This window comes from Actinomyces graevenitzii C83 (assembly GCF_000239695.1).
Lineage (GTDB): Bacteria > Actinomycetota > Actinomycetes > Actinomycetales > Actinomycetaceae > Actinomyces > Actinomyces graevenitzii.
The window spans coordinates 1,041,475-1,060,852 of record NZ_JH470338.1 but is presented as its reverse complement, the minus strand read 5'-3'; the positions used below and the strand labels follow the sequence as shown (position 1 = coordinate 1,060,852).

At 56.3% G+C, this 19,378-nt stretch carries 14 protein-coding genes and 1 tRNA gene; 13 read left to right on the top strand and 2 right to left on the bottom strand.

All coding sequences use genetic code 11. The annotated features are described in order from the left end of the window. Positions 1-130: 130 nt before the first annotated feature. Positions 131-1,345 (bottom strand): pyridoxal phosphate-dependent aminotransferase, encoded by a 1,215-nt coding sequence (locus tag HMPREF0045_RS04540; RefSeq protein WP_005985964.1) that lies wholly within the window; start codon positions 1,343-1,345, stop codon positions 131-133. Between the two features lie 96 nt (positions 1,346-1,441). Between HMPREF0045_RS04540 and HMPREF0045_RS04535 the strand changes: the two genes are divergently transcribed. The 5 genes from HMPREF0045_RS04535 (at position 1,442) to rplA (ending at position 4,017) form a co-directional block, all read left to right on the top strand. Further along, a tRNA-Trp gene (locus tag HMPREF0045_RS04535) sits at positions 1,442-1,514 on the top strand. 88 nt (positions 1,515-1,602) lie between these two features. Then, entirely contained in the window at positions 1,603-1,836 is a 234-nt protein-coding gene (gene secE, locus HMPREF0045_RS04530) for a preprotein translocase subunit SecE (protein ID WP_005985962.1), read from the top strand. Positions 1,837-1,869: 33 nt separating this feature from the next. Further along, entirely contained in the window at positions 1,870-2,646 is a 777-nt protein-coding gene (nusG, locus tag HMPREF0045_RS04525) for a transcription termination/antitermination protein NusG (protein ID WP_005985959.1), read from the top strand. A 177-nt stretch (positions 2,647-2,823) separates the two neighbouring features. Continuing rightward, complete coding sequence (gene rplK / locus HMPREF0045_RS04520) at positions 2,824-3,255, top strand: 50S ribosomal protein L11 (RefSeq protein ID WP_005985957.1); 432 nt, start codon at positions 2,824-2,826, stop codon at positions 3,253-3,255. A 69-nt stretch (positions 3,256-3,324) separates the two neighbouring features. Then, on the top strand, positions 3,325-4,017 hold the full coding sequence (gene rplA, locus HMPREF0045_RS04515) for a 50S ribosomal protein L1 (protein ID WP_005985955.1): 693 nt from the start codon (positions 3,325-3,327) through the stop codon (positions 4,015-4,017). A gap of 104 nt (positions 4,018-4,121) precedes the next feature. Here the strand turns inward: rplA and HMPREF0045_RS04510 are convergent, their stop codons facing one another. After that, the gene (locus HMPREF0045_RS04510) at positions 4,122-4,664 is read right to left on the bottom strand and encodes a GtrA family protein (RefSeq protein ID WP_005985953.1); all 543 of its coding nucleotides are present in this window, start codon (positions 4,662-4,664) and stop codon (positions 4,122-4,124) included. 325 nt (positions 4,665-4,989) lie between these two features. Between HMPREF0045_RS04510 and rplJ the strand changes: the two genes are divergently transcribed. From rplJ to HMPREF0045_RS04470, 8 genes are all read left to right on the top strand, one after another. Then, positions 4,990-5,511 (top strand): 50S ribosomal protein L10, encoded by a 522-nt coding sequence (rplJ, locus tag HMPREF0045_RS04505; RefSeq protein ID WP_005985951.1) that lies wholly within the window; start codon positions 4,990-4,992, stop codon positions 5,509-5,511. A 72-nt stretch (positions 5,512-5,583) separates the two neighbouring features. After that, on the top strand, positions 5,584-5,967 hold the full coding sequence (gene rplL / locus HMPREF0045_RS04500) for a 50S ribosomal protein L7/L12 (RefSeq protein ID WP_005985950.1): 384 nt from the start codon (positions 5,584-5,586) through the stop codon (positions 5,965-5,967). A gap of 289 nt (positions 5,968-6,256) precedes the next feature. Continuing rightward, entirely contained in the window at positions 6,257-7,216 is a 960-nt protein-coding gene (locus tag HMPREF0045_RS04495) for a hypothetical protein (RefSeq protein WP_155813092.1), read from the top strand. Between the two features lie 90 nt (positions 7,217-7,306). Further along, the gene (locus HMPREF0045_RS04490) at positions 7,307-8,593 is read left to right on the top strand and encodes a peptidoglycan-binding domain-containing protein (protein ID WP_005985946.1); all 1,287 of its coding nucleotides are present in this window, start codon (positions 7,307-7,309) and stop codon (positions 8,591-8,593) included. Beyond that, on the top strand, positions 8,590-10,512 hold the full coding sequence (locus tag HMPREF0045_RS11225; RefSeq protein ID WP_005985944.1) for an ABC transporter ATP-binding protein/permease: 1,923 nt from the start codon (positions 8,590-8,592) through the stop codon (positions 10,510-10,512). Before HMPREF0045_RS04490 ends, HMPREF0045_RS11225 begins: the two co-directional genes overlap by 4 nt. A gap of 236 nt (positions 10,513-10,748) precedes the next feature. Further along, complete coding sequence (locus tag HMPREF0045_RS04480; protein ID WP_040315707.1) at positions 10,749-11,546, top strand: hypothetical protein; 798 nt, start codon at positions 10,749-10,751, stop codon at positions 11,544-11,546. A 259-nt stretch (positions 11,547-11,805) separates the two neighbouring features. Continuing rightward, complete coding sequence (gene rpoB, locus HMPREF0045_RS04475; RefSeq protein ID WP_005985940.1) at positions 11,806-15,318, top strand: DNA-directed RNA polymerase subunit beta; 3,513 nt, start codon at positions 11,806-11,808, stop codon at positions 15,316-15,318. 125 nt (positions 15,319-15,443) lie between these two features. Next, positions 15,444-19,358: a DNA-directed RNA polymerase subunit beta' gene (locus tag HMPREF0045_RS04470; protein ID WP_005985939.1), complete on the top strand. Its 3,915-nt coding sequence runs from the start codon at positions 15,444-15,446 to the stop codon at positions 19,356-19,358. The last annotated feature ends 20 nt before the right edge of the window (positions 19,359-19,378 follow it).

The window sequence follows — 19,378 nt, the reverse complement described above, 5'->3', positions numbered from 1 at the left end:
GGCAGCCGACGTCTAAGACGCCGGTTGCCTTTTAATTGGGGCCTGGCCTTTAAGCCTGCCCTGCCGCTAAGTCAGGGTTGCGCAGCCCAAACTTGAGCTGCGCAACCCTGCTTATTAGGAAAAGTAGCGCTTAGGCAACCTCAGCCATCAGCTTCTGTAGGCGCTCAAGGCCCTCAACTAGGTCCTCATCAGACAGTGAGTAGGACAGGCGCACAAAGCCGGAGGGGCCAAAAGCCTCGCCGGGCACGATAGCTACCTTGGCGTGCTCTAGCACCAGGTCAGCTAGCGTGGCCGAGGAGTCGATAACCGTGCCGCGCAGCGACTTACCAATCAGTTCCTTAACCGAGGAGTAGCAGTAGAAAGCACCCTTGGGTTCGGGGGTGACGAAGCCGGGCACCTCGCGCAACATGGAAACCATTAGGTGACGGCGACGGTCAAAGGCCTGACGCATCTGCTCAACCGAGCTCTGGTCACCGTTAAGGGCCGCAATCGCAGCGCGCTGAGCAATGTTGTTGACGTTGCTGGTCAGGTGGCTTTGCAAGGTGATTACGGCCTTGACGATGTCGGTGGGGCCAATCAGCCAGCCCAGACGCCAACCGGTCATGGCGTAGGACTTAGCCACGCCGTTAAGCACCACGGTGGTATCAGCCAGCTCGGGCACAGCCTTAACGATGGGGGTGAACTTGGCGTCGTCGTAAACCAAGTGCTCATAGATTTCATCGGTAAGTACCCAAACCCCGTGCTCAAGGCACCAACGACCAATAGCCTCAGTCTCTTCCGGGGTGTAAACCGAGCCGGTGGGGTTAGAGGGCGAGCAGAACACCAGCGCCTTGGTGGCCGGGGTGTAGGCCTCCTCCAGCTGGGCAGGGGTGACCTTATAGTCGGCGTCGGCGTCGGCAAAAACGCGTACCGGAATACCGCCAGCCAAAGCGATGGCCTCAGGGTAGGTGGTCCAATAGGGGGTGGGCAGCAGAACCTCATCGCCCTCACTGATAACGGCTGCGAAACCCTCATACACTGCCTGCTTGCCACCGTTGGTGACCACAATGTTGGCAGGGTCGACGGCATAGCCACTGTCACGCAGAGTCTTAGCGGCAATAGCCTGCTTTAGCTCAGGCAGACCGGCGGCAGGGGTGTACTTGTGGTTGCGCGGGTCTTTACAGGCGGCGACGGCGGCTTCCACCACATTTTCAGGGGTGGGGAAGTTGGGCTCACCAGGGCCGAAACCAATAATGGGCTCACCGGCGGCTTTTAGGGCCTTAGCTTTAGCGTCAACGGCTAGTGTGGCAGAAGGGGCAATGGCAGCTAGACGCGCCGAAACGCGGCGCTTTGATGCGGTAGTCACGCCCCGATTTTACCCCGTAATTTGTTACCGTGAGGCAGCACATACTTATTGAATTGGTATTAGCGCCAGAAGTATGGCAGTATTGAGTCTCGCTGAAGGGCAGTGGCGCAATTGGTAGCGCACCGGTCTCCAAAACCGGCGGTTGTGGGTTCGAGTCCCGCCTGCCCTGCTGAGAACGGAGGATCGCTCGGGAGATCCCGTCGGTTCACCATCTCGTCCCTAACGGGCTTAAGAGCCGATTCGAACCCGAGGATTTCATGAGCCAAGTCGCTAAAGCGGACCGTGATCAGGCACAGCGCCGTAACCTGTTTGCGCGTATCACGCTATTTATCAAGCAAGTTATTGACGAGCTACGTAAGGTAGTTTGGCCTACTCGCAACAGTCTGTGGACTTACTTCTTGGTGGTGCTGGTGTTCATTACCGCCATCATGTTGTTTGTGGCTTTGATTGACGCCGTGTTTGAACAGCTTGTCATGTGGGTATTTGCCTAATACCTTACGAACCAGAATCTACTAGGGAGCAACATGTCTATCGAGCAGGAAGCCGACGACTTCGCGGCTGAGGAAAGCGCCAACGACGTTGTCGAGGTAGCCGAAGACGTACAGGAGGCCACCCCGGCAGACGCACAAAGCGCAGAGCCGCCAGCAGTGGTGGATCCGGTACAGGAATTCCGTAAGAAGATGTCCTCCCTGCCGGGCCTGTGGTACGTGCTGCACACTTACTCTGGCTATGAGCGCCGCGTGGCCGCTGATGTTTTGGCGCGCGCTGAAAACTTTGAGATCGAGGACTACGTTTTCGACGCCGTCGTGCCCATGGAAACTGTCATCGAGGTAAAGGCGAACAACAAGAAGAAGGAAGTTACGCGCGTACGCCTGCCCGGATACGTGTTTGTGCGCCTGGATCTGGACGACCCTGACACCTCGGACCGCGTCTGGCGCACCATTAAGGACACTCCGGCAGTTACCGGTTTCGTAGGTAACCGCTACAACCCGGTGCCGCTGACTTTCGAAGAAGCGGTTAAGCAGCTTGGCCCCACCGAGGCCGAAATTGCCGCCCAGGTGTCTGCCGCCCAGGCTAAACCCGAGTCTGGCGAGGGCTCCACCATGGTGGAGAACGGCCGTGTCTACGAGGTTGGTTTCGAGGTGGGCGAGTCGGTAATCGTCACCGATGGCCCCTTCGAGTCTCTGCCTGCCACTATCTCTGAGATTTCCCCCGAAACTCAGAAGCTGCAGGTGCTCATCTCCCTGTTCGGCCGTGACACTCCGGCTGAGCTCTCTTTCTCCCAGGTCTCCAAAATCTGACCCGGTAGCGGCGCGCTGATGGCGCGTCGGGGAGGGTAAGCGGCTGCTGGGCAACCGCGTTTGCGGCTGTGAAACCTCCCACCCACGCGCCCGCCGTAGTCTTAAACCGGCTATGATGGGCGTTTGTGCGTGTGCATTCGCACGCGTGTCACAACCACTATCAAAGGACCCAATTTTATGGCCCCCAAGAAGAAGGTTGCTGGCCTGATCAAGCTCCAGATCCAGGCTGGCGCTGCCAACCCTGCACCGCCGATCGGCCCCGCGCTCGGTCAGCACGGTGTGAACATTATGGAGTTCTGCAAGGCTTACAACGCTGCCACCGAGTCGCAGCGCGGTAATGTCGTGCCGGTGGAGATTACGGTTTACGAAGACCGCTCCTTCACCTTCATCCTGAAGACCCCGCCGGCCGCTGAGCTGATCAAGAAGGCTGCTGGTGTCCCCAAGGGTTCGGCCACCCCGCACAGCGTCAAGGTTGCTTCGCTAACCCAGGACCAGGTGCGCACCATTGCCGAAACCAAGATGCCTGACCTGAACGCCAACGACATCGACGCCGCCGCGAAGATCATCGCCGGCACTGCCCGCTCCATGGGCATCACCGTCGCTGAGTGATTTAAGACCAAATAACCGTGGTAGAGCCATGCGCGGCTCGCACACCACGACTGCATAAGGAGAAAGCAGATGACTAAGCGCAGCAAGGCCTACCGCGCCGCCGCTGAGAAGATCCAGTCTGGGATCCTCTACACGCCGGCCGAGGCTGTCCGCCTGGCTAAGGAAACTTCCGTAACCAAGTTTGACTCCACGGTGGACGTGGCCCTACGTCTGGGTGTTGACCCCCGTAAGGCCGACCAGATGGTGCGTGGCACCGTTAGCCTCCCGCACGGCACCGGCAAGACCGCCCGGGTCCTGGTCTTCGCCCAGGGTGAGCGTGCTCAGCAGGCTATCGACGCCGGCGCTGACGAGGTTGGCGGCGACGACCTGATCGCTAAGGTTGCCGCTGGCTACACCGACTTCGACGCCGCCGTGGCCACCCCCGACCTGATGGGTAAGGTTGGTCGTCTAGGGCGCGTGCTCGGTCCCCGTGGCCTCATGCCCAACCCCAAGACCGGCACCGTTACCATGGATGTCGCCAAGGCTGTTAAGGACATTAAGGGCGGTCGTATCGAGTTCCGCGTTGACCGCGCCGCTAACCTTAACTTCATCATTGGTAAGGTTTCCTTCTCTGAGGAAGCTCTAGCCGAGAACCTGGCTGCCGCAGTTGAAGAGATCCTGCGTCTAAAGCCCTCCACCTCTAAGGGCCGTTACGTCCTTAAGGCCACCATGGCTACCACCATGGGTCCGGGCATTCCGCTGGACCCCACCAAGCTGGCCTGAGCTTGAGCTAAACAAAGTCCCCCGGTGCGATTTTGAACTGCGCCGGGGGATTTTTGCTGTATGCGGTTGAGTTTTCTTTTAGAGCTTGGGCTTAGAGCTTGGGCTTAGAGCTTGGGCTCTGCCACGCCTTTGAAAACCCAGATTTTCATTAGCACGTACAGGTAGATGCCTTCACAGCAGGCAGAGATCACGCGGGCCACTTCAGGGTTGATGTGCAAGCCGTAGTGCAGCAGGCTAGAGAGACCCAAAATGAAGATGACGTACTGGGAGATTAGCCCAAATACGTAGCGGGCCCCTTGTGCGGCGGCGTGTCCATGGGCCTGGAAGTTAAGCCAGCGGTTCAAGATTAGTGAGTACAGCCCAGCCAGGGCGTAGCCCAGGGTGATGGATAGCGGGTAGTACCAGCCAAGTAATGAGTTAAATAACCACAGCAGGCTAATATCCAGCAGGAAACCGGAGCCGTTAATGATGGCGTAGCCGATGAAGGTTACCGGTACGCGCTTGCCTAGGGGCTTTGGGATTAGCCGGTGCAGGGTGGTTATTAGCTGTAAAAACACCCGTGGAGCGCGGCGCATAGGGACAGTATCAGCAGGCGCCGGTATCTCCGCTTGGTTAGCTGTGGTGGGTGCGGTAGAAATTTGAGTCATACTGGGCCTTTTACTTGCGAGCTTTACTTGTTTCAGCCTAGCGTGTGTAGCTAGAGCTGACCCCCTACCTGCGGATGAGAGCACATGTGAGTAGACCCACCCAGCTTTCAGGGTTGACGCTATTGATGTGTAGGTGGCATTCCGATACTCTGGAGCCTGCCAAAGACCGCAGGTTCTAAACCTATTTCAGGTGGAGAGTAAATCCTTCAATGGATACCCGCGTAGGCGTGCCTAGTAGTTACATTATTATTGATGTATCACCCTGTGCCGCCGGCGCAGGGTTTTTTGTTGTGGGGCCTGTGTAAAGACCACGGAAGGAGGGCCCATGGCAAGGCCTGACAAGGAAGCGGCAATTGCCGCCCTAACGGAGCAATTCCGTAGCTTGGGCGCTGTGCTGCTAACCGAGTACCGCGGGTTGAGTGTGGCTCAGCTAAAGACGCTGCGCCGTTCGCTTGCCGGCAACGCTCGTTACGCCGTGGTGAAGAACACCCTGGCCGCTATCGCGGCGCGTGAGGCTGGTTTCGAGGCTTTCGCCGAGGAGCTGCACGGCCCCACCGCTATCGCCTTCGTTGAGGGCGAGGCAGTTGACGCTGCTAAGGCTCTGCGTGACTTCGCCAAGGACAACAAGCAGCTGGTAATCAAGGGCGGAATCATGGATGGCAAGTTGCTGTCCGCCGCCGATGTAGACAAGCTTGCATCTCTCGAATCCCGCGAGGTTCTGCTCGCCAAGACCGCTGGTGCCGTTAAGGCTTCGCTGTCTAAGGCTGCATACCTCTTCGCGGCCCCGGCCTCTAAGGCCGTCCGCACCGTTGATGCCCTGCGTGAGAAGCAGGAGCAGGCTGCCTGAGTGCAGCTGGCATCACAGACAAATTTTCCGCCACCCAGGCGGAGCCCAAAAACCTAGGAAGGAACGCCCATCATGGCGAAGCTGACCACTGAAGAGCTCATCGAGGCTTTCAAGGAGCTAACCCTCATCGAGCTATCCGAATTCGTCAAGGCTTTCGAAGAGACCTTCGACGTTACCGCTGCTGCCCCGGCCGCCGTTGCCGTTGCTGCTGCCCCCGGCGCTGCCGCTGAAGAGGCTGAAGAGAAGGACGAGTTCGACGTCGTTCTCGAGGCTATCGGCGACAAGAAGATTGGTGTCATCAAGGAGGTGCGCGCCCTGACCTCCCTCGGTCTGAAGGAGGCCAAGGACCTCGTTGAGTCTGCTCCCAAGGCCGTTCTTGAGGGCGTCAACAAGGAGACCGCCGAGAAGGCTAAGGCTCAGCTCGAGGGCGCTGGCGCTACCGTCGTCCTCAAGTGATCGCTGTTTCGTTAGCTTAACTAATTCGCTAGCGAAAACTGCTTAAAAGAACTGCCCGACGTTATACGTCGGGCAGTTCTTTTACATATACCAAGACTTTTACAACTGTTTCGTAACTGGATGTATGGGCTCGCTGCCTCTAATGCGAAACATAGAATCTGAAAAAAGTCTACTAACTTGGTTGCACGTGACCTGACCTGGGTGTACTCTGAACTGCATCAACCAAGGCTGGTTGGTCGGGGGGGCTTTATCGCACTCTAAGCCTTAACCGAGAATTTAGTGCGAGGAGATGAGTCAATTGGTGACTCAAAAATTTAGCTATACGCTATTGGCCGCGCCCATAGCGGTAGCTGCAATGGTGTTATCTGGGTGTTCGAGTGGCGGTAGTGCTAATTCGCAATCCACTGCTGGAACTGCTGGAGCTGATGTTTCAGCAGTAGAGGCCACAGTGTCTCCAGATAATTTGATTAAAAAAGACCAAAAACACTGGGCGCTTCCCACTGATGCTTATGCAGGTACCACCAATGGTCTTTATGTGGCTGTTAAAGAGACAGTGGTTCAAGATTGCATGGCGAAAAAGGGACTCAGCTATGAGGTCTACCCCTACTCTGCTGCATCTGAAAAATCACAGGTAGGCACTGGTAGCGGGCATATGCTGTTTAACGAAGAGATAGCCGCAAAATACGGTTATTCAGCCCCTCCTGAGGACAGTATCCAGCCACGCCTCGATATTGAGCGTAAGCAAGACCAGAACCCTTCCTCCTGGAAGCAAGAGCGTGATGCCTGCTTTGCCGAAGCAGACAAGGCAGACATTATCAAGAAGTTAGACACCCAAGGTGGCCTGTCCACAAGCGTAGTTTCTAACGTTAATCCGCCAGGGTTAGATACTGCGGCAGCTAAGTGGCGTAGCTGTATGGCGCCGCTTGGCTTAGCTGACCTTGAAAAGGCTCCAGGTGGTTATCCCTCAAGCTCATTTGCTCAGCAAATCGGGGCTACTGTTAATGAAGAAGATTATAAGGATCCATCCCAGCACCCGGTTACTGACTACGAGCTCAAGGTAGCGGTTCAGGATGCTAAATGCAGAACCAGCAGTGGGTATGACACCATTTTGTACAATGCCCAATGGTCTGCCTCTTACAATTATGTAAAGAAGCATCTTAACCAACTGACAGTTTTACGTCAGAAGTCTGCGAAGGTGAAAGCTGAATCTATCGCCTTCCTGAAGAGTCGCGGAAACTACACTCAGTGACTTGAATCCAAACTTGGAAGTGCTCACCTATATGGTGAGCACTTCCAAGTCAAGGTTTTTAAATATAAAAAATTTAGTGTTGTGATTAGTATGCGTAAGCATAAAATACTCGTATCTGTAGTGATTCTGGCGGTTTTCGCGCTGGCCATTGGGGGCACATGGTGGCTGGCGCGCACTATGCAGTCTCCTGCGCAGCGTCAGGCGGCAGCTCAACCACCACAACAGCGTCCAGTTAGTGCAACAGTTGCAACTGGAGAGCTGACAGATACGGTAACTGCTAACGCAACTATAAGTGCACTTGCAAGCACTGACTATCAACTTACCTTGCCTGATGGCACAAAACATGCGGTAGTAACTAAAGCCGGGTTAGCTTCTGGAAAGCAAATTACCTCAGGTAGCGTGCTGCTTTGGATAAATGACCGCCCAGTATTTGCTTTTTCTGGCGCAGTCCCGGCCTATCGTGATCTGCGCCAAGGAGATAGCGGCACAGATGTATTGCAGCTACAGCAAGCCTTGGCTTCTATTGGCTATCAAGTTGAAGCAAACAGTAAATTTGATGATGCCACAGCGCGGGCATTAACTAATCTGTACCAAGATAACGGATCAGAAGTTAACACCACCACCGCAGAAAATAGCGAGCAGGGCGGAAAAGACACTGACCAGGCAGAAAAGACAGATAAAACCGGAACGGGTAAAACTGGGGCAGATAAAGCCGATAAGAGTGACTCAGCCGCCGGGCAAACGGACCGTAACCAGGGCGAGAGCGATAAAAAAGCTAAAAAACAGGTGCTGCTTAACCAGTCTGAATACTTGTTTGTGCCCTCACTGGAACAGGGCAGGGTATTAACAGATATCCCGGCGGCAGGGGCAACGCTTAGTGAAAACGCAAAGCTAACGGTTGCCGGTCAAGGCAGTCAACTTAGCACTGAACTTCCCGCACAGGTAAGCACGCAAATAAAGGTTGGCGCTACCGCCTGGGCCACCATAGGTGGCAAAAAGGTACAGTTAACTCTTAGTAAAATTGAAGAAGAAAGCGACAACAAACAGGGCAGTAAAGATTCTGCAAATCAGGCCGGCCCAGCCGCTCCTAAAGTACAAAAAGGTATCTTCACTGCCTCTGACGCTACCTTGTTAAGTAGTCAAAAGATTGGCTCTACCATACTTATTACCATTGAACGCACCCCAACTATTCGCGGCGGCTTTATAGTGCCTAAACGTGCAGTTGCGGCAGCAGCTGATGGAACCACCAGTGTGCTTAAACTTGAAGGTAAAACCTGGAAAAAAATCTCTGTTGAAGAGCTGGGCTGTGTGGCAGGACAATGCTCTGTCAAATCTACTCAGTTACGTGCAGGTGATCAGGTAAGAGTAGACCAATGACCGTAATTGAACTGGTTGATGTAGATAAAGTATATCCAGGTACCGTGCAGGTACATGCTTTGCGTGGGGTAAACCTGAAAATTAACCAAGGTGAGTTGGTTGCTATTACCGGGCCATCAGGTGCTGGCAAATCAACGCTACTAAATGTTTTAGCGCTTCTCGATACCCCAACTTCAGGAGCCTATCTACTAGATGATACAGATGTATCTGGGCTAAACGAGGATGCGCGTGCTAAATTACGTAGTAACACTTTTGGATTTATTTTCCAGTCATTTCACCTGCTTAAAAAACGATCAGTATTAGATAATGTTGCTTTAGGCCTGCAGTATAGGGGAGTGGTACGTGCGCAAGCTTTACAGTTAGCGCGCGAGGCACTGGAATATGTAGGTTTAAGTAAACGTAGAGATTTTGCTGCTGACCAACTTTCAGGCGGTGAACGTCAGCGTGTAGCAATTGCGCGCGCTATTGTGGCTAATGCCCCTGTGCTGGTTGCTGATGAGCCTACAGGTAACCTTGACAGTAAATCTTCAGCTGAAATTGTGGCTTTACTGCGCGGCTTACATGAGCGTGGCACCACGGTTGTAATCGTTACTCACGATCCTGCAATTGCTGCTTCATGCCCACGTCAACTGCACGTTATAGACGGTGTAGTTAGTGAAATAACGCCTAACAAGGGGGTGCATGTAGCCGAGGCGACTGAGGTGATACCTCCAGTGCAGATCCCGCAAGCACTAGGGGTTGCCTCTAAAGTTAAGTGGCGTTCGGCTTTGCAGGATGTAGCGGCCAACCTTGCCTCAACTCCGCGTAGAACAGCTCGTTTGGTTGGGGTGGTTTTACTAGGGGTGGCGCTAGCCCTTAGCACTTTAGGGCTGGGGCAAACGATTGGGGCGCAAGTGTCTTCCACCTTTGATGCCACCCGTAATACGCGCGTGGCGGTGGCTGTGCATAATGAAGATTCTGCCCAGGTAGTTACTCCCATGCTTAACAGCTGGAGGCAGTCAACCTGGAAAAAAATTAACTCCGTGCCGGGAGTGGACTCTAGCCTATTCTTCACCGAAGGTGATGATATTGAGGTTGCTACGCGGCTGGGAGAAAAAGGGCAACGAGCCCGCATCTACGGCTTTGATGATATAGGCGTTGATAGCTCCCTATTCACTGTGCAATGGGTGGGCGCTAAACTCACGCATCTGGCAGATAACCAGATTTTGATTGGACAAAACGCTGCTGAAAAACTTGAATTAGGTCCGTTAAGCGCTGATCCAACTGTATGGATTAACGGCGTGCCCTATGAGGTTGTAGGGATTATTAAAGATGCCGGTATACGTGCAGAAATGCTCGCCGGGATAGGACTTAACTATAGAGTTGCTCGCCAGTTGGGTGAGCCAGTATCGCTGGGTTTAGAAATTAAAGTAGCTCCTGGAGCTGCCCAACAAGTAGCTAAAGCAGTGCCTTTAACCTGGGATCCAACACAAGTTGATGCTATGAGTGTTGATGCACCACCTGACCCGCGTGGTTTAAGAGACCAGATCGAGGGCTCACTACAGGCTGTCTTACTAACTTTGACCGGCGTGTCTGTGCTGGTGGCAGTGTTGTCTTTGTCTAGTGCGATGAGCGGGGCGGTGCATGAAAGGCAGGGAGAGCTGGCTTTGCGACGCGCAATTGGTGGCCGTAAACGCCATTTGCGAGTTTTGCTTGCGCTTGAATCAATGTTTATTGGCTTTATCGGTGGCCTGTTTGGCGCATTAGTGGCTGTGTTAGCGATTTTGGTGGTAACCGTGGTGCAACGGTGGCAGCCGGTAATGGATCCGTGGGCTTTACCAATTGGAATGCTGGCAGGGTTGCTTACAGGCTTACTAGGTTCATTGGCTGCTTTGCGGCGCGTGGCCGCTGTGCAACCGGCCCAAGCTCTACGAGGCTAACATTTAACTACTTTGGTGTGTAAGAAAGATTTTTTTGTTTTATGTGCTAAAAATGTAATCAACCAACGGATGGTCACCTAGGGGGAGTCATGTACCTACACTCAAGGATGAGGGGTTTTCTTCCGGCTGCGATCGCATTGCTTTTATGCGTATCAGGATGCGCGGATGATGCTCCTAATAACAAAGAAGTAAGCGCTCAAGAAGTTTCACAAATCAGCGCCCCAGCAGATGGGACAATGTCTAAAGACGGTCTAGTCAAAAAAGACTCAACTAAGGGAGCTTTGCCAGCAGACCCCTATCGGTTACCAGACGATAGGCTGCAGACTTACGCCGAGAACCTATATATCGCTAACTGCATGAAACAAAGCGGCTATGAGTATCCAGTACAAACCTACGATTGGAACGATCCTGCCACGCCGCTGGAAAGCCCTTCCGGTTATAACGGGCGCTTTACTGTGGCCAAAGCACAAGCCTATGGCTACCACCGTGCGCCCAGTAAGCATCGTGAAGAGTGGCTGAAGGTAGTTGAGCAGAAAAACCAATTACTTAAAGATCCTGCTGCCGATAAAACATTTATGGCCTGCAGCGAAAAGCTGCGCTCTAGCGGAGTTTTTAAGGCTTCAGACAAGCTAGAAGGCGATGTGGCCCCCTATGTCAATGACGTCTCGAAACTTCCAAAGGTGCGTGCTGCCGCGCAACGCTGGCGTAAATGCATGGCCCCTCAAGGGATTGCGGATCTGCCAGAAGAGCCGCAAATGGCTCAGTCGGTGGCCACAAAATTTGGGCTAGGCCAGCCTGACGCTGACGATACTGCCACTGACACTAACGTCAGTGCAGAAGAAATTAAGCTTGCCGTAGCAGATGCAAAATGCCGTGAACAAAGTGGCTATGAACAGCTGGTCTACGACTTGCAATGGGTTGGGCAAGAGCAAATCCTGGCGCGTGACCCAAACTACTGGCAAGCCCGCCTCAAACTGGTACGTCAAGCCACTAACGAATACAAGACATATATCAACACCCACCGAAATGGTTAGCGCATAGCTTTGGTGCCGGCCAGCTAATGGCCGGCACTGGCTATGGGCTTAGAAAATGTTGTATTATGTGCCGCATGTGGCGCGTATCGCAGCGTAGAGAGCGCGCACTAGTATAGACACATTTGTGGTATCCGTGTACGCTAGCGCTTTGCGTGCATTGTGTATGCTTGTCGTTTTTGCCCCGCCGCAAGGCGTGACATGCGGGAAAAAATACTAGACCGCGCGCGTGTAACCGCGATCGTTAAGGAAGGGTCTCCTTTTGGCTGCTTCGCGCACCCCTGTTGCACCTACTGCTGAAGCCATCGCGGCGCGTATTGCGTCGCGTCGCATTAACTTCGCCACCATTGCGGAGCCGATGCAGGTTCCGAATCTACTAGCCCTACAGACCGAGAGTTTCGACTGGCTCGTCGGTAACGAGCGTTGGCGCGAGCGTGTTGAAGCCGCCAACGCCGTTCGCCCGGGTTCACTGCCTGAGGTGTCCGGTCTGGAGGAAATCTTCGAAGAGATTTCCCCGATTGAAGACTTTGGACAAACCATGTCCCTGTCTTTCCACGACCACCGCTTCGAAGAGCCCAAGTACACGGCTGACGAGTGCAAAGAGAAGGGTCAGACCTACTCCGCACCGCTGTATGTGGTGGCCGACTTTGACAACTTCGACACCGGTGAGATTAAGTCCCAGACCGTGTTCATGGGTGACTTCCCGCTCATGACTGAGCGCGGTACCTTCATTATCAACGGTACCGAGCGTGTGGTTGTCTCCCAGCTGGTGCGTAGCCCCGGCGTGTACTTCGAGCGCGGCGTCGAAAAGGGCACCGACAAGCTGATCTACAACGCCAAGGTGATCCCCTCACGCGGCGCCTGGCTTGAGTTCGAGGTAGACAAGAACGACCACGTATTCGTACGTATCGACCGTAAGCGCAAGCAGGACATCACCGTGTTCCTGCTGGCTTTGGGTATGGACGAGTCTGAAATCCGCAAGGAATTCGCCGACTACCCGGCCCTAACCTCCGCCCTGGACGGCGACCGCAAGGTAACCACCCAGGACGAGGCGCTGCTGGACATCTACCGCAAGATCCGCCCCGGTGAGCCGCCGAGCGTTGAGGCCGGTCGCGCCCTGCTGGAGAACTTCTACTTCAACCCCAAGCGCTACGACCTAGCCAAGGTTGGTCGCTACAAGATCAACAAGAAGCTGGGTATCGCCGCAGACCTGACCGAGTCTGTGCTGCGCATCGAGGACATCAACGCCACCATCAAGTACCTGCTGGCTCTGCACCAGCACCAGGACGCAGTCAAGGGCTTCCGTGACGGCGAAGAAGTTGACATCCCGGTTGAGTACGACGACATCGACCACCTCGGTAACCGCCGCATCCGCGCCGTCGGTGAGCTCATCCAGTCTCAGGTGCGCACTGGTATGAGCCGTATGGAGCGTCAGGTGCGTGAGCGCATGACCACCCAGGACGCTGAGGCCATCACCCCCAACACCCTGATCAACATCCGTCCGGTGACTGCCGCTATCAAGGAGTTCTTCGGTACTTCTCAGCTCAGTCAGTTCATGGACCAGAACAACCCGCTGGCTGGTTTGACCCACAAGCGCCGCCTGTCGGCCCTTGGCCCCGGTGGTTTGAGCCGTGAGCGCGCCGGTATGGAGGTGCGTGACGTTCACACCTCGCACTACGGACGTATGTGCCCCATCGAATCTCCTGAAGGCCCAAACATTGGTCTGATCGGTTCGCTGGCTACCTTCGCCCGCATCAACCCCTTCGGTTTCATCGAAACCCCCTACCGTGTGGTGCGTGACGGTCAGGTTACTGACGAGGTGCACTACCTAACCGCCGACGACGAGAAGCGTCACGTTATCGCTCAGGCTTCGGTTAAGCTCGACGACGAGGGTCGCTTCGTTGACGAGGCTGTGCTGTGCCGTCTGGGTGACGGTGAGCCGGCCCTGATGCCGGTTGACTCGGTTGACTTCATGGACGTGTCTGCCCGCCAGATGGTGTCTGTGGGTACCTCCCTGATTCCGTTCTTGGAGCACGACGACGCTAACCGCGCTCTGATGGGTGCCAACATGCAGCGCCAGGCTGTGCCGCTAATCCGTCCCGACGCCCCGCTGGTGGGTACCGGTATGGAGCGCCGCACCGCCGTCGACGCTGGTGACGTGGTAGTAGCCGCTAAGGCCGGTGTGGTCACTGAGGTTTGCGCAGACTTCGTGCGTGTAGCCAACGACGACGGTTCCGAGTCCCTATACAAGGTGGCTAAGTTCCTGCGTTCTAACCAGGGCAACTGCTACAACCAGCGCGTGGTTGCTGATGAGGGGGAGCGCGTTGAGGTAGGCACCGTCCTAGCTGACGGCCCCGCTACCGACGGCGGCGACCTGGCCCTGGGCCAGAACCTGCTGGTGGCCTTCATGACCTGGGAAGGTTTCAACTATGAGGACGCCATCATCCTGTCTCAGCGCGTGGTCTCTGACGACCTGCTGACCTCCATTCACATTCAGGAGCACGAGGTTGACGCTCGCGACACCAAGCTTGGTGCCGAGGAAATCACCCGCGACATCCCCAACGTGGGTGAAGACGCACTAGCTAACCTAGACGAGCGCGGCATTATCCGCATCGGTGCTGAGGTTAACAGCGGTGACATCCTGGTTGGTAAGGTCACCCCGAAGGGTGAAACCGAGCTGACCAGTGAAGAGCGCCTGCTGCGCGCCATCTTCGGTGAGAAGGCCCGCGAAGTGCGTGACACCTCGCTGCGTGTGCCCCACGGTGAATACGGCATCGTCACTGCGGTGCGTGAAATCGTGGCTGGCGACAGCGACGAGCTGCCCGCTGGCGTGAACCGCATGGTGCGCGTACACATTGCCCAGCGCCGTAAGATCACCGTCGGTGACAAGCTCTCTGGCCGTCACGGCAACAAGGGTGTTATCTCCAAGATCCTGCCGATCGAGGACATGCCCTTCCTAGCTGACGGTACTCCGGTAGACATCATTCTTAACCCGCTGGGTGTGCCCAGCCGTATGAATGTTGGTCAGGTGCTGGAAATCCACATGGGTTGGATCGCTTCGCGTGGTTGGGATGCCACTGCTAAGCGTGAAGCCGGTGAAGAGTGGGCCAACAAGCTGCCCGAGTTCGCGGTTAAGGCCCCGGCTCACAGCCCGATCGCCACCCCGGTATTCGATGGTGTGGCCGACGACGTGCTAATGGGTCTGCTTGACTCCACTTTGCCTAACCGCGACGGCGTCCAGCTAGTTGGTCCCGACGGTAAGGCCCAGCTGTTCGATGGCCGCTCCGGTGAGCCCTTCCCGTACCCCATCTCTGTGGGTTACATGTACATCCTTAAGCTCCACCACCTGGTGGACGACAAGATCCACGCCCGTTCCACCGGTCCTTACTCCATGATTACCCAGCAGCCGCTGGGTGGTAAGGCCCAGTTCGGTGGTCAGCGCTTCGGTGAGATGGAGGTGTGGGCACTGGAGGCTTATGGCGCCGCCTATGCTCTGCAGGAACTCCTGACCGTCAAGTCTGACGACGTTGTCGGTCGTGTAAAGGTGTATGAAGCCATTGTTAAGGGTGAGGACATTCCTGAGCCCGGCATCCCCGAATCCTTCAAGGTACTTATGAAGGAAATGCAGTCTCTGTGCCTGAACGTAGAGGCTCTGGATGCGGCTGGAAACGTTATCTCCCTCGATGGCGTCGATGACGACTCGCGTCGCCGCAGCTCTGACCAGCTGGGCTTTGACCTGGGTCGCCGCCCTAACACTGACCTGAGTGTTATCTGATCCTAACTGCGTGTGGGCTGCTAGCAGCCTGCAGCCCACACGCGTTCTTCCCTGCGCAGCACTTTCATAGCTGTTACAGGCACTGATAAGACAAAGACTTTGCAGACATTTCGGAAGTAGGAACTGTGCTCGACGCTAACGTCTTCGATCGCATTCACCTGGGCCTAGCCTCCTCGGATGACATCCGCACCTGGTCACGCGGCGAGGTTAAGAAGCCTGAAACCATCAACTACCGTACCCTCAAGCCCGAGAAGGACGGTCTCTTCTGCGAGAAGATTTTCGGTCCTACCCGCGACTGGGAGTGCTCTTGCGGTAAGTACAAGCGTGTACGTTACAAGGGCATCATTTGTGAGCGCTGTGGGGTTGAGGTTACTCGCTCCAAGGTGCGCCGTGAGCGCATGGGTCACATCAAGCTGGCCGCTCCGGTAACTCACATCTGGTACTTCAAGGGTGTGCCTTCACGCCTGGGCTACCTGCTCAACCTGGCCCCCAAGGACCTAGAGAAGGTCATTTACTTCGCCGCTTACATGATCACCGAGGTGGACGAGAAGTCTCGCCACGATGATCTACCCATGCTGCGCACTGAGTTTGAGCTCAAGAAGAAGCAGGTCACTGAGCGCGGTGAAGCTGACGTGGAAGAGCGTCAGCGTCGCCTAGAAGCTGAAGTGGCCCAGCTGGACGCTGAGGGCGCCAAGGCTGATCAGCTTGAGAAGCTACGCCGCACCGCTGAGCGCGACATTGGTGCGCTGCGTCGTCGTAACCTCAAGACCCTAGAGCACATGGACAAGATCTGGGATCGTTTCGTTAACCTTAAGGTCGGTGACCTGGAGGGCGACGACGTTCTCTACCGTGACATGGCGGTTGACTACGGCATCTACTTCAAGGGTGCCAAGGGTGCTGAGGCCATCCAGCAGCGTCTGCGTACCTTCGACCTAGACAAGGCCGCTGAGGAACTGACCGAGATCGTCGCTAACGGCACCGGCCAGCGCAAGACCCGCGCCATCAAGCGCCTGAAGGTGATCAACGCTTTCCGCGCCACCAACACCAGCCCCGAGGCTATGGTGCTGGATGTTATCCCGGTAATCCCGCCGGACCTGCGCCCCATGGTGCAGCTCGATGGTGGCCGCTTCGCCACCAGTGACCTCAACGACCTCTACCGTCGTGTGATTAACCGTAACAACCGTCTCAAGCGCCTAATGGACCTAGACGCCCCCGAGATCATGGTTAACCACGAAAAGCGTATGCTGCAGGAAGCTGTGGACGCGCTGTTCGACAATGGTCGCCGTGGCCGCCCGGTTACCGGCGTCGGTAACCGCCCGCTCAAGAGCCTGTCTGACATGCTCAAGGGTAAGCAGGGTCGTTTCCGTCAGAACCTGCTGGGTAAGCGTGTGGACTACTCTGGCCGTTCGGTAATCGTCGGTGGCCCCCAGCTCAAGCTGCACCAGTGTGGTCTGCCCAGCCAGATGGCCCTGGAGCTGTTCAAGCCCTTCGTTATGAAGCGCCTGGTTGAACAGAAGCGGGCTCAGAACGTTAAGGCCGCCAAGCGTATGGTGGAGCGTTCTAACCCCGAGGTTTGGGACGTACTGGCTGAGGTTATTCGTGAGCACCCGGTGCTGCTTAACCGTGCACCTACCCTGCACCGTCTGGGTATCCAGGCTTTCGAGCCCCAGCTGATTGAGGGTAAGGCTATTCAGCTGCACCCGCTGGTATGTGCCCCCTTTAACGCTGACTTCGACGGCGACCAGATGGCTGTGCACCTGCCGCTAGGTGCAGAGGCCCAGTCTGAGGCCCGCATTTTGATGCTCAGTGCCAACAACATTCTTAAGCCTTCCGATGGTCGCCCGGTGACCATGCCGGCCCAGGAAATGATTGCCGGTCTGTTCCACCTGACCAGCAACCCCGACCCGGCGGTTGAGGTTGAAAAAGACGCTAACGGTGAGCCGGTAGTGCCCGCTTTATCCTCCTTCGCTGAGGCCAAGATGGCTTTCGACTTCGGCAAGCTGCACCTAAACGCGCTAGCTGACATTCGTTTTGAAGAGGGCATCACCCCGCCCATCGGCTGGGTAGCTCCGGAGAACTACACCGAGGGTGACCCCATCACCCTGCGTACCACCCTGGGTCGCGCCATCTTCAACATCAACCTGCCGGGTACCTTCCCCTACGTCAACGAGATTGTTGACAAGAAGAAGCTCTCCGACATCATCAACACCCTGGCTGAGCGTTACCCCCGCGTGGAGGTAGCCGCCTCGCTGGATGCTTTGAAGAACTCCGGTTTCGGCTGGGCCACCTGGTCTGGTGTGACCGTAGCCTTCTCCGACGTGGTTTCGCCCGCTTCTAAGCCCCAGATTCTGGCTGGCTACGAAGCCCAGGCTGCCAAGATCGAAGAAGACTTCGCTGAAGGTATGCTCACCGAGGATGACCGTTACGACGCGCTGATCAAGATCTGGACTGAAGCCACTAACGAGGTGGCCCAGGCTATGCGAGACAACTTCCCTGAGCGCAACACGGTTTACCGCATGGTTTCCTCCGGTTCGCGTGGTAACTGGGACCAGATCCGCCAGCTGGCGGGTATGCGTGGTTTGGTGTCTGACCCCAAGCAGCGTCTGATTGAGCGCCCGATTACCTCCAACTACCGTGAGGGTCTAAGCGTTCTGGAGTACTTCACCGCTACCCACGGTGCCCGTAAGGGTCTGGCCGACACCGCTCTGCGTACCGCCGACTCGGGTTACTTGACCCGTCGTCTGGTGGACGTGGCCCAGGACGTGATTGTGCGTGAAGAGGACTGTGGCACCCGCAAGGGTCTAACCGTCCAGATCGCTGACCGCGACGCTGCCGGCAACCTGGTTCCCGGCGAGATCGTGGAGACCACCGCCTACGCCCGTACCCTGGCCCGCGACGCCGTGGACGCTGAGGGCAACGTGGTACTGGCTGCTGGTGAGGACGTCGGCGACGTCGCCATTGAGAAGCTGGTGGCTGCCGGCATCGAGTCCATCGTGATTCGTTCCGTGCTCACCTGTGACTCTGCCGTCGGTACCTGTGCCGCCTGCTATGGCCGTTCGCTGGCCACCGGTAAGCGCGTGGACATCGGTGAGGCTGTGGGTATTATTGCCGCCCAGTCCATTGGTGAGCCCGGTACCCAGCTGACCATGCGTACCTTCCACACCGGTGGTGCGGCTACCAGTGCCGACATCACCCAGGGTCTACCTCGTGTGCAGGAGCTTTTCGAAGCCCGTACGCCTAAGGGTGAGGCCGTGGTGGCTGAGGCTGCTGGCCGCCTGGCTATTGAGGACGACGTCGACGGTAAGCGCCTGGTCATTAAGCGTGACGACGCCGAAGAGGACCTGGTGGTTCCGGTTTCGCGCCGCGCCAAGCTGCTGGTGAAGGAAGGCGACCACGTTGACCCGGGTCAGCCCATGACTGAGGGTCCGATTGACCCCAAGAAGGTGCTGCGTCTGCGTTCGGTTTCTGCCACCCAGCGTCACCTGGTGGATGAGGTCCAGAAGGTGTACCGCGACCAGGGTGTGGACATCCACGCCAAGCACATTGAGGTTATTGTGCGCCAGATGCTGCGTCGCGTAACCGTGCTTGACCCTGGTGACACCGAGCTGCTGCAGGGTGACTTTGTGGATGTGATGACCTTCCGCGAGCAGTCGCGCAAGGCTATGGCTGAGGGCGGCAAGCCCGCCTCGGGCCGTACCGAACTGATGGGTATCACCAAGGCCTCCTTGGCTACCGACTCGTGGCTGTCTGCCGCCTCCTTCCAGGAAACCACTCGTGTGCTCACTGAGGCCGCCATGAACGGCCGCTCTGACACCCTGATGGGCCTGAAGGAGAACGTCATCCTCGGTAAGCTGATCCCGGCCGGTACCGGTCTGGCCCGCTACCACGATGTTGAGGTGGAGCCCACCGAAGCCGCTAAGGCGGAGATTTTCTCCCGCACTGGCGACACCCAGGTAGCCAACAACTACGGTCTAGGCGATTTCCACGCGGACTTCTCCGATGACTACCACACTGGATTCTCCACGGACTACCAGTTCTGAGCTGTTAAACGTGCGCGTTA